Genomic DNA, 14,687 nt, shown 5'->3' on the forward strand with positions numbered 1-14,687 from the left:
TTGTGGGAGAGGTCGCGCACGCAGTGCGCGGGTGAGGGTGGCTGCGCCGAATTGTAAAAGCACCCAAACAGTTTGGCGTAATGCGGCGAAGCGGACGCGAGTGATTTAGTAGATCGGGCTCGCCGTGAATCTCTCTCGATGCTGATCTCACGCCCATGTCCTTCGACGCACTGGACTCACGAGCGCTTCGCCATTTCCTCGCGGTCGTCCGCACCGGATCGATCCGTGCCGCTGCGGATTACATCAACATCGCTCCCTCGGCGGTCAGCCGGCAGATCGCGGATATCGAGCATCGCCTCGGCCTGCCGATCTTTGAACGGACCGCGAGAGGCGTGATCCTCACGGAGGCGGGGCAACTCCTGTCCGAGCACGCGAAGCGCATGCTCGAAGACGAGGAACTCCTGCGCGAACAGCTCGACCATCTCAAAGGTGTAAGACAGGGCCTCGTCCGCATCTGCTGCGGCGAGGGATTTGTCGCGGACATGGTTGCGAACGGATTGAGGACCTTCGCGCAGATCTATCCCAGAATTCGCTTCATGATCGGGCTTGCCGGAACCGACGGCGTCCTCGAGGCGGTCTCGATCGGCGATGCGGATATCGGGTTGGTCTATAACCCGGTCATCGACACCGGTATCCGGTCGATTGCGATCGCGCGGCAGCCCCTTGGGGTCGTTGCCCCACCGGGTCATCCGCTGCTCGAACATTCGAGCGTCAGTCTGGCTGAGACCTTGAAACACTCTTACGCCTTGCTCTCCGAAGGCCACGGCGTACGTCAGCTCGTCGGCCGCGTGGCAACGGATTGCGGGCTTGCCCTCGCGCCGGTCCTCGAAACGACCTCTATCGATCTCCTTCGTGAGTTCGTCGGTGCTGGGCTCGGCATCACCTACCTGCCGCGCTTCTCCGTCGCGACCGAGCTGGCGCGCGGTGCCGTCGGAATCGTCGAGCTCACAGATACCCTGCTCGCGGAAGCCAGCGCTCACCTCATCATTCGGGCGCGTCGACGGCTGCCCGTCTCGGTCGAGCAACTCGTCAGTCATCTCGCCGCCGAAATGGTCGCTTTCAGAGTCAGACATCCCTATTGACCGCCTGCGTTGCGGGTGCAGCAACACCTCGTTCTTCCCTTTCGTCTTGTCGGCAGCCCCTCGTTTCCCGACTGTCCCTTGACGCCAGATCGCCCGAACAAGGGCCGAGAGGATCACGAAGGGACGTTCAATGACCAGGCAGGTTCGCGAAACGGTCGGGGTCGTCGGCCTCGGAAGCATGGGGCTGCCGATGGCGCAGACTCTTGTCGGCAAGGGCTTTCGGGCCATCGGCTACGACGTGTCGGAGGCGCGCGGCTCCGCTGCGATGGCGACCGGCATTGAGATCCTGCCCGAGGTCGGAGAGATCTTCACTAAGGCGAACTTCGTTCTCTTCTCGCTTCCCTCCGCCCGTGAGGTCGAGGCTGTCGTGAAGGCTCCGGGCGGACTCCTGGAGCGGAGCCGGGCGTCTCGGGTGATCGTGATCGACACGTCGACGTCGGAGCCGGATGTCAGCCGCCGGCTCGCTACAGAGCTTGCCTCTGTGGGCCACGGCTTCCTGGACGCGCCCGTCAGCGGCGGCCCTGCCGGCGCCGGCTCGGGCAACCTGACGATGATGATCGGCGGCAGCGAGGAGGACGTCGCCCTGGCGCGTCCGGCGATCGAAGCCATCGCATCCAAGATCCTGCATGTCGGTCCGGCCGGCGCTGGCAACGTGGCGAAGCTCGTCAACAATATGTTGGTCGCCGCTCACATGCTCACGACGAGTGAGGGCTTGCGCCTCGCGGCGGCGGCCGGTGTCGATCCGGATGCCGCGCTGCGCGTCGTGAACGCCGCCACAGGGCGTTCCGCGCTCAGCGAAATTCACTTCCCGAAATGGATCATGTCGGACCGCTTCGACAGCGGCTTCTCGGTGGGGCTGATGCGCAAGGACGTGCGGCTCGCCCAGGAGCTGGCCGAGAGGGTCGGCGTCGAGCTTCCGATCGCCGAGGCAGTGTCTCAGCAATGGAACTCCGGACCCCGGCAGCTCTCCGACACGGACGATTTCACCCGCATGGGTGCGGTCACGTCCGACCGGGACCCCTCCAGCAAGAAGGTTGCCTGATATGAACGCCCCCCGCATCGACATCGACGGCAGCGCGCGCGTGCAGGAGTTGCTTCAATCTCTGCTGCCTTCGAAGGATATCGGAAGCTTCGTTGGCGGCAGGGTGCTTCCGGGAACCGGCGAAACCGTCGAGCTCGTCGATCCGGCTACCGGCCAAGTGTTCCTGACTTATGCCGATGCCGGACCAGCCGTGATCGACGCGGCCATGGACGTCGCGCAGCAGGCGCAGGCGCGCTGGCTCGCCATGACGCCCTCGGCCCGTGGTCGGATCATGTGGGAGATCGGTCGCCTTCTGCGCGAGCATGCCCCGGCCATTGCCGAACTCGAGACCCGTTCCGCGGGCCAGCCGATCCGTGACACGCGCGGGCTCGTCGGCAAGGTGGCCGAGATGTTCGAGTACTATGCCGGCTGGTGCGACAAGCTCCACGGCGAAGTTATCCCGGTGCCGACGTCGCACTTCAACTACACGCGCCGCGAACCCTACGGCGTCGTGGTCCAGATCACGCCCTGGAATGCACCTCTGTTCACGGCGGGATGGCAGATCGCGCCTGCGATCTGCGCCGGCAATGCCGTGGTTCTCAAGCCGTCGGAGCTCACGCCGCTGACCTCTCTCGTTCTCGGAGCCCTGTGCGAGCGCGCGGGCGTTCCCGAGGGGCTCGTGAACGTCATCGCGGGCGTCGGGCGCACGTCCGGGCAATATGCGGTCGCGCATCCCGCGACCCGACTGGTCGTGTTCGTCGGATCGGCAGCCGCCGGCTCCGCGATTGCGGCGACTGCGGCGCGCAAAGTCGTGCCGTGCATCCTCGAGCTCGGGGGCAAGTCCGGCAACATCGTCTTTGCGGATGGCGATCTCGACCGGGCCGTGGTCGGGGCCCAGGCGGCGATCTTCGCCGGGGCCGGGCAGAGCTGCGTCGCGGGATCGCGGCTCCTCGTGCAACAGTCCGTGCATGGCGAGTTCGTCGAGAAGCTCGCGCGGGCCTCCGAGAGGATTCCCGTGGGATCCCCGCTGGACGATCGGACCCAGATCGGGCCGATCCACAACCGGCAGCAATGGACGAAGATCGACGAGATGGTCTGGCAGGGCGTCTCGGATGGAGCCCGGCTCGCGATAGGCGGCTGCAGGCCGGCCGCGCTCGAGGCGACGGGCGGGTTCTACTATGCGCCGACCATCCTCGATCGGGTCGATCCGGCCATGGAGATCGCCAGGGAGGAGGTCTTCGGGCCCGTGCTCGCCGTCACGCCCTTCGAGGACGAGGCCGAGGCGATCGCGATTGCGAACGGCACCCCGTATGGCCTCGCCGGGGCAGTCTGGACCGAGAATGTCGGGCGGGCCCACCGGGTGGCCGCCCAGGTGCGAGCCGGTACGTTCTGGATCAACAGCTACAAGACGATCACCGTCATGTCCCCGTTCGGGGGCTTCGGCCAGAGCGGCTACGGCCGGTCCAGCGGCAAGGAGGCGCTCATGGCCTACACCCAGACGAAGAGTGTCTGGGTCGAGACGGCCGAAAATCCGCCCGTCGTGTTCGGCTATCACCCGGCCGAGTAGGTGCGGCAACGGGCCGAGGATCTGCTCCGAGGGTGAGATCTGAACCGGGTTGCCTTATCGGGGCGTCGATGGCAGACGGGCGGCGCGAGGGCAGCGTTGCCGAGCCGGCAACGTATCGTTGCGCATAACGCGACTACCCTTTTGCCATCCCGTCTCGATAGCTCCGAAAATCAGGGATGACCTGAGATCGATGGGCATTCCGCATCAACCAGAGGGAACGATCGAATGACGCAGACCGGCCTGGACAGATATGGAGGGGTGGCATTGCACCTCTTCGTGCTGGGGATCGTGGTGGTCGCCGAATGGATCGGGCTCATTCGTGTCCCCATTGGCATCGCGGCCGTCATCCTGCTGCCGATCCTGTATGCCTTCGCGATGGGGATCATCCTCAATCCCAACATCCTGAAAGGCACAAGGCGCGTCCTGTCCGGCAACGCCACCAAGGTCGCCGGCACGATGATCGCAGTCGCGATAATGCCGTTCATCGCCAAGTTTGGGACGACCGTCGGGCCACAGATCCAGAAGGTGATCGAGACCGGCCCCGCTCTCGTGCTCCAGGAGATCGGCAATCTCGGGACCATTCTCGTAGCCTTCCCGATCGCGGTCTTCGTCCTGAAGATGGGTCGGGAAGCAATCGGTGCGACCTATTCCATCGATCGCGAGCCGAATCTGGCTCTGATCGCCGACAAATACGGGCTCAACAGCCCGGAAGGCGCCGGCGCGATGGGCGTTTATGCGACCGGGACGATCATCGGTACCTTTGTCTTCGCGATCATGCCGCCCCTCATCCATAGTCTTGGAATCTTCGATATCAGGTCGCTCGCCATGTCCTGCGGCGTGGGCTCCGGCAGCATGCTGGCGGCCTGTACGGGCGGCCTCGTCACTGTGGCGGCCGAGCATAAGGACACAATCCTGGCGCTCGCCGCAGCGAGCAACATCCTTACCTATGCGACCGGCCTCTATGCCGGCGTCTTCGTTGCGCTGCCGCTGACGGAATGGCTGTACCGGATCAGCCGCGGTGAAGAGACATCCAGGACTCCTCGGGAGGCGCGGTCATGACAACCAAGACCTACAACGACGCGTCGGCACCGGCGGACACGTTCAATGCGGAAGACGAGCGTCGGGTCGATGTCGCTCATCATGCCTTGCTCCTGCTGATTGCCTGCGCGATCGGGCTCGTGAGCAACTGGGTCGCCACCAACGTCGATCCGGTGGCCGCTCTGCCGGGCATGGCCCTCCTCTACGCGATGTCGATTGTGGGACTTGTCCTAGCGCGGTTCGCACCGTTCTATCTCCCGAGCGTCGCCTGGATCTCGCTCGTGGCTATCCTCCTGACGATCCCCGGAGTGCCGGGATCCGCTTATATCGTCGAGCAGGTCAACAAGCTGAACTTCCTGGCTCTGGCCACGCCTGCGCTCGCCTATGGCGGGCTCGCGCTGACGCAGAACGAGTTTCATATCGCTCGCACGTCGGGCTGGAAAATTGTCATCGTGGCGATCTGCGTGATGTTTGGGACCTATATAGGTTCCGTGGTGATCGCCGACATCACGCTTCGGCTCTTCGGGTAAGTCGGAGGGCATGTACTGATGGCGGATGCCCCTCGCGTGTATCCTCTCGACCTTGGGCCGCTGACCTCAGCGGCCTTTTTCGTGGGCGAGAGGCCAAGGTTCTAGGCAGCAGCCTTCCGCGTTAGTCTGTGGTAGTGCAATCCATCCGCGATGCCGGGAGGATCACTCCATGGACGCTGCGCATGCGACGGGCATTCTGAAATCGATCACCGAGGCCGGTCTCGCCGGCGCGTCCGAACTCGATCTGCTGCGGGAGTTCTGTACGCGGCTGAATGCTGATGGGTTGCCGGTATCCCGCGCGAACGTCCTCATCGACACGCTGCACCCCGTGCATGAGGGGCGCGTGTTCCGGTGGCGGCGCGACGAGGACGAGGCGAATTCCGTCGTTGAATACGGCAGAACTCATGAGGGTGCCGCAGCAGAGAACTGGCGCCGCAGTCCGTTCTACCATCTCGTCCAGACCGGCGAGGCGATGCTGCGGCGCCGGATCGCGCCAGGGCAGCCCGTCGATTTTCCAGTTCTCGAGGAATTGCAGGCGCTCGGCCAGACGGACTTCCTCGTCCTGATTCACCGTTTCGCTGCGCAAGGCGTGATCGGCGAGATGGATTGTGTCCATTCGTCCTGGGCGACCGATGCACCCGGCGGATTCACGGAAAATCAGATCTCCACGCTCTGCGAGCTCGTTCCGACCTTCGCATTGGCCATGAAATGCGCCTCGCTCGCCCGGATCGCCGAAACGCTCGTCGAGACCTATCTCGGCCGCGATGCCGGACAGCGCGTGCTGAGCGGCCGCATCGAGCGTGGCGTGACCGACCGCATCAGCGCCGTGCTCTGGTACAGCGATCTGCGCGGCTTCACGCGCATCACCGAAACGGCGGCCCCTGGCGAGATCATTCCGTTCCTGAATGATTATGCGGAGGCAATCATCTCGTCGGTTCACGATGGCGGGGGCGATGTCCTGAAACTGATCGGCGACGGGACGCTGGCGATCTTCAAGGCCGACGAGCCGGCCCGGGCCTGCCAATGCGCCCTCGGCGCAGTGCGCCTGCTGCGTTCCCGGATCGGCGCGCTCAACCTGCATCGTGCAGGACGAGGACTGCCGCTCACGGAGACCTATCTCGGACTCCATATCGGCGAGGTCTTCTATGGAAATATCGGCAGCCGGAACCGCCTCGACTTCACCGTCGTCGGGCCGGCCGTCAACGAGGTCAGCCGCATCGTGGCCCTATGCCGGTCCGTCGAGAAGGACGTCCTCGTGTCCTCGGCCTTCAGGTCCGCGGCGCGGGATGACGATCGCGCTGGGCTGGTCTCGGTCGGCCGCTACGCCTTGAAAGGAGTGGCGCGGTCGCAGGAGCTGTTCACCCTGGACCTCGACGAGGAGAATGGAAGGTCATGAGCGGGTTTGCGGCACGTCCGCAGTGCCGCGCCTAAGCGAGACTGCGACCTGCGCCGCCAAGGCCGCATTATTCTTCACGAGGGCGATGTTCGTCCTCAGGCTGCGTCCGCCGGTCTTCTCGACAAGGTATGACAGCAGGAACGGCGTCACTGCCTTGCCGATGATGCCTCGCCTGTCCGCTTTCTCGACGGCATTTTCGATGAAACGCGCCATCTCGGCCGATGGGATCTCGTCCAGGCTCGGGACCGGATTGGCGACGAGAAGGCCGCCCGTGAGCGCGAGGGCTTCCTTCGTGTGGATGAGGTCTGCGATCGCGTCCGGAGTGTCGAGGCGGATCGGCACGGGCAACTCGCTCGTCGCGCTCCAGAAGGCCGGAAACCGGTCTGTCCGGTAGCCGATCACGGGCACGCCCCGCGTCTCGAGATATTCGAGCGTTCGCGGCAGATCGAGGATCGCCTTCGCTCCGGCGCAGACCACCGCAACCGGAGTTCGCGCGAGCTCGTCGAGATCGGCGGAGATGTCCATGCTGTGTTCGACGCCGCGATGCACGCCGCCGATCCCGCCCGTTGCGAAGATGCGGATCCCGGCGAGATGCGCGCAGATCATCGTCGCTGCAACCGTCGTCGCGCCATGTCGGCGTGTCGAAACCGCGAAGGCCAGATCCGCACGACTGAGCTTCAGCACATCCTTTGCAGTTCCAAGCCATTCGAGCTCGCTAGCCTGCAATCCGATTTTGATCCGCCCGCCGATCACTGCGACCGTCGCCGGCATTGCGCCGTTCTCACGCACGATCGCTTCGACCTGCCGCGCGGTTTCGACATTCTGAGGAAAGGGCATTCCATGAGTGATGATGGTCGATTCGAGCGCCACGATAGGTTTGTTCTGCTGCAATGCGGCTTCGACAGCGGGATGAATGTCGAGAAGAGCTTTCGCGTGATCGTCGGGCATTGTGCTTTTCGCTTCTCGTCAGATGCGTGAATCCTTGGAGCGTAACGTTTCCTCCTCAGCCGCGCGCTGTCGCGCGCGACCTCTTCCGTTAGGCGAGAGGCGAAGCGGCGGAGGCTCGCACCTTACCTCCTTCTCGACGGGAGAGGTCGATGCCCGAAGGGTGGCGGGTGAGGGTGACCGCGCCAACCCCGCAAGCACGGCAGCGCTGCGCTCCCTCGGCATCTCCTTCGTCCTGTTGCCATCTTGCCTCCCGATTAACGCGAATACTCGGTCACATCATTCTATTCGAGATATTGGCAGAACGGCGCAAGCACTCGCCAAGTCTCGAGTATATGATAAGTATTGTGATGACTTGTTGTCGGGTTATTGCGATCAGGTCGCGAACCTGAACATCCGTTCAGGCTATTTTTCGAGGTAAGTTGAAGAACATCGCCGCTCGGACAGAAATTTCGCGCGGTCATATTCTCGCCTCATCTATTTAGATTTTGCGCGCATCCAAAAAGACACAAGGGAATGCGCTATGAATCAACGCAAGTTCATACTTGCGATTGTGGGACTTTGTGCCTCTTTCGCTCCGTATGCCTCCGCTTCGGCCGCCGACGCCAAGCCGGCCAGCGAGCAGGGATCGAAAGTTCAGGAGGGACAGGCGTCCTGGTACGGGCCTGGTTTCCATGGGCGCCGCACGGCCAGCGGCGAGCGGTTCGATACCAATGCGATGACCGCAGCCCACCGCACGCTTCCATTCGGCAGTCGGGTGCGGGTGGTGAACAAGCGTACCGGCGATTCCGTGGTCGTGCGCATCAACGACCGTGGCCCCTATGCCAAGGGGCGTGTGATCGATCTCTCCCGCGCTTCGGCCGAGGCGCTGGGGATCTCGGGTGTGGGAATGGTCGAGCTTTCGGTGCTCTGATCACGCGGCGAGTCGTCGCCGAAGCTCCTGGCAGACGGGCCAGCGCCCTGGAGATGCGGGTTCAGCCTTCAGGCTGGCCTGCCCTGGCCTGAGCAGCGCGGACCTCCAAGCGCCGCTCGGGCCAGCCGCCGTCAGTCGACGGCTGGAGGCTGGCAGACATCCACCCAGTCCGCCTTCGTGAGCTCGGCGATGCGCATCGGGGCGATGCGGACGGCGGCATGGGTGGATCCGGCGGCCGGAACGACCTCGTCGAAGGCCCTCAGGGAAATGTCGCAATAGATCGGCAGCGGGTTTGCGAGCCCGAACGGGCAGACGCCACCGACCGGGTGCCCCGTGAGGGCCTGCACCTCCTCGGGGCCCAGCATCGACGCCTTGCCGCCGAACACTGCCTTGATCTTGCGATTGTCGAGCCGGGCGTCGCCGCGCGTGACGACGAGGATCGTCCGGTCGCCGACGCGCAAGGAGAGTGTCTTGGCGATCTGCCCGGGCTCGACCCCGTGGGCCGCAGCCGCCAGGGCGACGGTCGCTGAGCTCGCTTCGGTGACGAGGACTTCGACGTCGGGAGCATGCTCGGCGAAAAAGGCGCGAACGGATTCGAGGCTCATATCCTGGTGGTTCCTGAGATCGTGGCCGGGAGAACGGGGCGAATGCCCGTGGCCGCTGATAGACGATGCATCGGCGCCAGGGAAAGGGTCGTGAGGGAAAGCCTGCCAATGCAATGATGCATGGCCGATTGCTCCGGCAAAGCCCAAGGAGCCACGATTCCCGATCGCGCAAGGCTGCGAAATCAGCCCCCGACTCTCACTTGACCAATGCGATCGCCTCCCGGAAGCGCGGGTGATCGGCCGTCGCGAGCCATTCGAATACGACCATCTCGGTCGTCACGATCTCGGCCCCATGGCCTTCCATCCGACGGATCGCCGTCTCCTTGCTTTCAGGGCGGCGTGCGCCGAGGGCATCGCGCACGAGATAGACCTTTCGTCCGAGGTCGAGCAGGCCGAGCACCGTCTGGAGCACGCAGACATGCGCCTCGCAGCCCGCGACGACGATGGACGGCTTGTCGGGCAGCGACAGGACGAAGCCAGGCTCCCGACAGGCATCGAAGAACATCTTGTGAGAGACCGCGTGACCCTCGGCCAGCCCGGGCACGGTTGCGCCGAGGCCTTTCGCGTTCTGCTCCGTGAACAGGACCGGGATGTCGAGGAGCGCAGCGGCCTGCAAGAGGCGTTTGGTATTCTCGACGGCGGCATCGGCCTCGTGGATCGCCGGCATCAGCCGCGCCTGGAAATCGACGACGAGGAGAGCGGACGTCGCTCGATCAATCGTTCGCATAGGTCTCTCCCTTCTCGAGTTCCGCGACGAGCCTGTCGACGTGGTGTTCCATGAGCTCGCGTGCGGAGGCCGCGAAGATCCGGATACGTCGCGTATGGGCGAGCAATAGCAGCCCGCTCGCATGCGCGAAAATGTCCGCGATGGCGAGCCGACTCATGCGGTGGTCGGCGCCGAGCGCCTCCGCGGCCTCGCCGATCGGCTGCAGCGTCGCGAACAGGGCCGCGTTCAGGCGTTCGTCGTGCTCGCGGCCGAGGCCGTGCGGCCTCATGCCGCCGCGGAACAGGTAGAAGCCGAGGTCGAGATCGCGGGGATTCTGCGCATAGAAATCGAAGAAGGCGAGCGTCGCCGCTCGCAGCCGTCTGGTCGGCAATGTCGTTGCTGCGACTGCTGCAGAAACGGCCTCCTGCAAGGACGCCAGCGAGGCTGCCAGGAGCTCGGCGTAGATCGCCTCCTTCGACTCGAAGTGGAAATACAGCGCCGCCGGGGTGTAGCCGGCCTCGGCCGCAATCGCCCGCAGGGATGCGCCTTCGAGGCCGTCGCTCTCGAAAACCCGCCGCGCCGCATCGAGAATGAGGCTCCGTTTCAGGTGGCTGACCGCCTCTCGGCGGCCCTGGCGGCGCTCCATGCCTGCGGCTCCGTTGCGAGTTGCTTGACTGAAATTCTAACAGTGTTCAAAAATATGGACAACTCAGGGAGGAATTCGTCATGCTGATGTCGGCCGCCGACTACCGTGAGTCGCTGCGAAGCTATTCGCCCCGCGTCTTCGTGAACGGCCGGCGGGTCGAGAGCGTCGCCGACGAGCCGCTCCTCGCGCCTGGAATCGCTGGCGTGGGCGTAACCTACGACTTTGCCCGCGAGCCCAGGCATGAAGCTTTGATGACCGCGCGTCAGGGCACCTCGGGGAAGATCGTCAACCGCATGCTGCACATCGACGAGACCTCGACGGATCTTCTCTACAAGCTCGAAGCCGTTCGCCTCGTCTGCCAGGAATCGGGCTGCGCCCAGCGCTATCTCACGCACGACGCATTCAACGGAATCTTCCAGGCCACGAAGAGGGCGGACGATGCGCACGGAACCGAGTACCACCAGCGCTTCATCGCCTACATGCACGAGGTGCAGGACAAGGATCTGACCCTCGGCGTCGCGATGACGGACGCCAAGGGCGATCGCTCCAGGCGGCCCGGTGCACAGGCCAATCCCGACGTCTACGTTCACATCAAGGAACGCAGGCCGGACGGGATCGTCATTCGCGGCACCAAGGCGATCGTCACCGGCGCGCCCTATATGCACGAGTTTCTCGTCATGCCGTGCCGGACGATGACCGCAGAGGATTCGGAGTTCGCGGTGTGCTGCGCGGTGCCGGTCGACGCGCCCGGCGTGACGATCATCGCGAAGCCCGCAGGCCGACCCGGAGAGGCGGCCGCGAAATTTTCCGCGAAATACGGACAATCGGTCGGCGTCGTGATGTTCGACGACGTCTTCGTGCCGTGGGAACGGGTCTTCCTGGCCGGGGAACACGAGGAGGGAGGCTATCTCACGACGTCCTACGCCACGCACCATCGGCATTCCTGCATCGGCGCACGAGCGGGTTTCGGCGATCTCCTGATCGGCGCCGGCGCATTGATGGTCGAGGCCAACGGCCTCGACCCGGACCGTCACGGACATATCCGCGATGCGATGGTCGATCTCATCAAGATCGTCGAGGGATTCTTCGCCTGCGGGGTCGCGGCATCGGTCTATTGCATCAAGGATCAGGCAGGCTCGGTCATGCCGGATACCGTCTTCTCGAATATCGGCAAGCTGCTTCTCGCGACGCAGATCTACGACATGCATCGCCTCGCGAGCTATGTGTCGGGCGGGCTTGTCGTGGCGTTGCCGGGACCGGACGAGGACCACAATCCCGAAACGGCCGGATCCCTCGCGGCGGTGCTGGCGGGGCGCGCAGATATTCCCGCCGCGCAACGCATGGAGGTCGCGCGTCTGATGGAAGACCTCACCGCTTCGCATCAGGGCGGCTGGTATTCGACCATCTCGCTTCATGGCGGCGGCTCTCCGGAGGCGATGAAGCGCGAGATCTGGCGCAACTATCCCGTGATGGAGAAGGTCGATCTCGTCGAGCGGCTCCTGGACCGCGGTGTCGTGGCCGACGGACGCCGCGTTTCGAAACAGCCTGGTCGCTGCTGCGCGACCGGCTGCGAGGTTCCGAGCGTCCCGGAAGCCGCGGAGTGAACCCCATGAACGCGCTCGATGATTACGGCTATTCGACCCATGAGGTCCTGAACCAGCCGCCGCCGCTCTGCGACTACGATGCCTTTCGCACTGACGAGACGCTTCGGCGCGTCGTCGACGTTTTCGACGCCGGCTGGGCCAGCGCAAAGCTGAGCGAGGCGGGTCGAACGGTCGGTTCCGCGCATGTCCAGGAACTGGCGCGGCAGGCCAATCGCGTCGGCCCCGAATTGCGCACCCACGATCGCTTCGGAAATCGCGCGGATCGGATCGATTTCCATCCGGCCTGGCACGAACTCATAGGACTCGCGATTGGCCAGGAGACGCATTCCCTCGCTTGGACGCAGGAGAGATCGGGCGCACAGGTCGCGCGCGCTGCTCTCTCGTATCTCTGGAACCAGGGCGAGAACGGCATCTGCTGCCCGATCGGCATGACCTATTCGGCGATCCCGATCCTGCGCCGCGACTCGGAGCGCTGGGCCGAGTGGGGTGAGAGGATTCTCTCGAACCGGTACGACCGCCGGCAGATCCGCGCCTCTGATAAGACCGGCGCCACGGTCGGGATGGCGATGACGGAAAAGCAGGGCGGTTCGGACCTGCGACAGACACAGACATATGCGACCCCGAACGCGGATGGGACCTGGTCTCTCGTCGGGCACAAGTGGTTCTTTTCGGTCCCGCACTCCGATGTTTTTCTGACGCTGGCTCGCACCGAGACCGGCGTATCCTGCTTCGTCGCTGCCGGCTGGCTGCCGGACGGATCGCGCAATCGTATCCAGATTCAGCGCTTGAAGGACAAGTGCGGCAACCGTTCGAATGCATCCTCGGAAGTGGAGTTTCGAGGCGCCATTGCCCATCTGATCGGCGAGCCCGGACGCGGGATCCGCACGGGTCTCGAGATGAACCACTACACCCGGCTCGACTTCGCGGTCGGCTCGGCCGGCCTCATGCGCCAGGCGGTTGCGCAGTCGGCGCATCACGTCGCGCATCGGCGCGCCTTCCAGCGCGCGCTGATCGATCAGCCCATTATGGCGAACGTGGTCGCGGATCTAGCGCTCGAAGTGGAGGCTGCTACCTGGCTGTCCTTCCGCTTCGTGGCGGCGCTCGACCGCGAGCGGCAGAGCGAATCCGAGCGCCTTCTCGGCCGCATCGGCGCGCCGATCGCGAAATATTGGATCTGCAAGCGAGCCCCCGCCGTGGTCGTCGAGGCGCTCGAATGCCATGGCGGCAACGGCTTCATTGAAGACCACCTGATGGCGCGCCTCTATCGCGAGGCGCCGCTGAACGGCATCTGGGAAGGAACCGGAAACGTCATCTGCCTGGATGTTCTTCGCTCCATGGCGCGCGAGCCGGGCTGCGTGCCGGCCCTGCTCGACGAACTCCGGCAGGCACGAGGCGCGGATCGGGACTATGATCGCTTTGTGGATGTGCTCGATGCGGAGCTGACGGATCTCGGTCGACACGAGGGCCAGGCGAGACGCCTCGTCGAGCGTCTGGCGCTCGCTCTCTCGGCCGGCCTGCTGTTGCGCCACGCACCGGATCCCGTTGCCGGGGCCTTCATCAAGGCGCGTCTGGCAGGGCCCTGGGCCGGTCACTTCGGAGATTTGCCACACGGGCTTGCGGTGGACACGATGGCGCGTCGCGCGGTGCCGAATCTGGTGTAGGGAACGGGCGGACGCACAGGTGGGTTCGCACGGTCGTACAGATGGACAGGTTCACGGGCATTCAGATCTTCGCACGAGTCGTGGAGACGGGCAGCTTCTCGAAAGCCGCGCGTGATCTGAATGTCAGCCAGCCGACCGTCACGAAGCACGTGGCCGCGATGGAGGGCACGCTCGGCGCCCGGCTCCTCAACCGCAACACGCGGGGCGTTAGCCTCACGGAACTAGGCGCGCTCTATTACCAGAAGTGCAAGACGATCCTGCGCGAGCTCGAAGAGGCCGATAATCTCATCGGGCGGCGCAATGAAAGACTTGAAGGCGTTCTCCGCGTCAGCACCTCCGTGGCCTTCGGCCGGCGCGTCCTTGCGCCGCTTCTGATCGAGTTCGTCAAAGCCAATCCGGCGCTTCGGATCGATCTCAGTTGCGAGGACACCTATGTCGATCTCGTCGCGCAAGGGGTGGACGTCGCACTCCGCATGGGCCGGCTTGCGGATTCATCGCTCGGCGGGCGCTATATTGGCACGAACCCCTGGGTTATGGTCGCCTCGCCGGATTATCTCGCAGCGCACGAGGTGCCGGATCACCCGGCAGAGCTCGCAGCACGGGATTGCCTCATCTACAGCAGCGTGCAGGGCGATGATGTCTGGCATATTCGCTCGCCGGACGGTGAACGGCACTCGGTCCCGGTCAGGGGGCGGCTGCGATCCAACAACCTGTCGACGATTCTTGCCGCCGCGAGCGGCGGCCTCGGGATCGCGATCCTGCCGCAATACGTTGCCGCGCGAGCCCTGCAATCAGGCATCGTCACGCAGATCATGCCGGATTGCGGCCTTCAGGAGCAGGAGATCCATGCGGTCTTCCCATCACCAAAGCTCGTGCCCTCGAAGGTCCTGGCCTTCATCGGATTCCTGCAGGGCCGGTTCAAGGGCGAGTGGTGGCGGACGCTGATGCTGACGTGAACCGATCACGAATGCTC

General features: G+C 64.4%; 14 protein-coding genes. 10 read left to right on the forward strand and 4 right to left on the reverse strand.

Going from position 1 to position 14,687, the window contains the following annotated elements; all coding sequences use genetic code 11:
* The first annotated feature begins 155 nt into the window (after positions 1 to 155).
* The 6 genes from BN1233_RS15015 (at position 156) to BN1233_RS15040 (ending at position 6,634) form a co-directional block, all read left to right on the forward strand.
* On the forward strand, positions 156 to 1,082 hold the full coding sequence (locus BN1233_RS15015; protein ID WP_046864349.1) for a LysR family transcriptional regulator: 927 nt from the start codon (positions 156 to 158) through the stop codon (positions 1,080 to 1,082).
* A 130-nt stretch (positions 1,083 to 1,212) separates the two neighbouring features.
* The gene (locus tag BN1233_RS15020) at positions 1,213 to 2,124 is read left to right on the forward strand and encodes an NAD(P)-dependent oxidoreductase (protein ID WP_046864350.1); all 912 of its coding nucleotides are present in this window, start codon (positions 1,213 to 1,215) and stop codon (positions 2,122 to 2,124) included.
* 1 nt (position 2,125) lies between these two features.
* Entirely contained in the window at positions 2,126 to 3,670 is a 1,545-nt protein-coding gene (locus BN1233_RS15025; protein ID WP_046864351.1) for an aldehyde dehydrogenase family protein, read from the forward strand.
* A 225-nt stretch (positions 3,671 to 3,895) separates the two neighbouring features.
* Positions 3,896 to 4,729, forward strand: coding sequence for a DUF3100 domain-containing protein (locus BN1233_RS15030; protein ID WP_046864352.1), 834 nt, complete (start codon positions 3,896 to 3,898; stop codon positions 4,727 to 4,729).
* Positions 4,726 to 5,238, forward strand: a complete 513-nt coding sequence (locus BN1233_RS15035) for a hypothetical protein (protein ID WP_046864353.1) — start codon at positions 4,726 to 4,728, stop codon at positions 5,236 to 5,238. Before BN1233_RS15030 ends, BN1233_RS15035 begins: the two co-directional genes overlap by 4 nt.
* A gap of 169 nt (positions 5,239 to 5,407) precedes the next feature.
* Positions 5,408 to 6,634 carry an adenylate/guanylate cyclase domain-containing protein gene (locus BN1233_RS15040; protein WP_046864354.1) on the forward strand — a complete coding sequence of 409 codons (1,227 nt, stop codon included), beginning with the start codon at positions 5,408 to 5,410 and terminating at the stop codon, positions 6,632 to 6,634.
* Here BN1233_RS15040 and BN1233_RS15045 read toward each other — a convergent pair.
* Positions 6,629 to 7,582: a pseudouridine-5'-phosphate glycosidase gene (locus BN1233_RS15045; protein WP_046864355.1), complete on the reverse strand. Its 954-nt coding sequence runs from the start codon at positions 7,580 to 7,582 to the stop codon at positions 6,629 to 6,631. The genes BN1233_RS15040 and BN1233_RS15045 overlap by 6 nt on opposite strands.
* Before the next feature lie 520 nt (positions 7,583 to 8,102).
* On the opposite strand from BN1233_RS15045, the gene BN1233_RS15050 reads away from it, so the two are divergent.
* Positions 8,103 to 8,492 (forward strand): septal ring lytic transglycosylase RlpA family protein, encoded by a 390-nt coding sequence (locus BN1233_RS15050; protein ID WP_046864356.1) that lies wholly within the window; start codon positions 8,103 to 8,105, stop codon positions 8,490 to 8,492.
* 131 nt (positions 8,493 to 8,623) lie between these two features.
* Here the strand turns inward: BN1233_RS15050 and BN1233_RS15055 are convergent, their stop codons facing one another.
* The 3 genes from BN1233_RS15055 to BN1233_RS15065 form a co-directional block, all read right to left on the reverse strand.
* The gene (locus BN1233_RS15055) at positions 8,624 to 9,097 is read right to left on the reverse strand and encodes a YbaK/EbsC family protein (RefSeq protein WP_046864357.1); all 474 of its coding nucleotides are present in this window, start codon (positions 9,095 to 9,097) and stop codon (positions 8,624 to 8,626) included.
* Positions 9,098 to 9,293: 196 nt separating this feature from the next.
* A complete protein-coding gene (locus BN1233_RS15060; RefSeq protein WP_046864358.1) occupies positions 9,294 to 9,824 on the reverse strand; it encodes an isochorismatase family protein in 531 nt (176 codons plus the stop codon).
* Positions 9,811 to 10,449, reverse strand: a complete 639-nt coding sequence (locus BN1233_RS15065) for a TetR/AcrR family transcriptional regulator (RefSeq protein ID WP_046864359.1) — start codon at positions 10,447 to 10,449, stop codon at positions 9,811 to 9,813. The genes BN1233_RS15060 and BN1233_RS15065 overlap by 14 nt, the downstream gene beginning before the upstream one ends.
* 80 nt (positions 10,450 to 10,529) lie before the next feature.
* Here BN1233_RS15065 and BN1233_RS15070 point away from each other — a divergent pair, with 80 nt between their 5' ends.
* Genes BN1233_RS15070 through BN1233_RS15080 form a run of 3 tightly spaced genes read left to right on the forward strand, consistent with a single transcriptional unit; the run spans position 10,530 to position 14,670 of the window.
* Positions 10,530 to 12,053 carry a 4-hydroxyphenylacetate 3-hydroxylase family protein gene (locus BN1233_RS15070; protein WP_046864360.1) on the forward strand — a complete coding sequence of 508 codons (1,524 nt, stop codon included), beginning with the start codon at positions 10,530 to 10,532 and terminating at the stop codon, positions 12,051 to 12,053.
* Positions 12,054 to 12,058: 5 nt separating this feature from the next.
* Positions 12,059 to 13,714: an acyl-CoA dehydrogenase family protein gene (locus BN1233_RS15075; RefSeq protein WP_046864361.1), complete on the forward strand. Its 1,656-nt coding sequence runs from the start codon at positions 12,059 to 12,061 to the stop codon at positions 13,712 to 13,714.
* Positions 13,715 to 13,755: 41 nt separating this feature from the next.
* Positions 13,756 to 14,670 (forward strand): LysR family transcriptional regulator, encoded by a 915-nt coding sequence (locus BN1233_RS15080; RefSeq protein ID WP_046864362.1) that lies wholly within the window; start codon positions 13,756 to 13,758, stop codon positions 14,668 to 14,670.
* Positions 14,671 to 14,687: the final 17 nt, after the last annotated feature.

Source organism: Microvirga massiliensis (genome assembly GCF_001006805.1).
Taxonomy (GTDB): Bacteria; Pseudomonadota; Alphaproteobacteria; order Rhizobiales; family Beijerinckiaceae; genus Microvirga; species Microvirga massiliensis.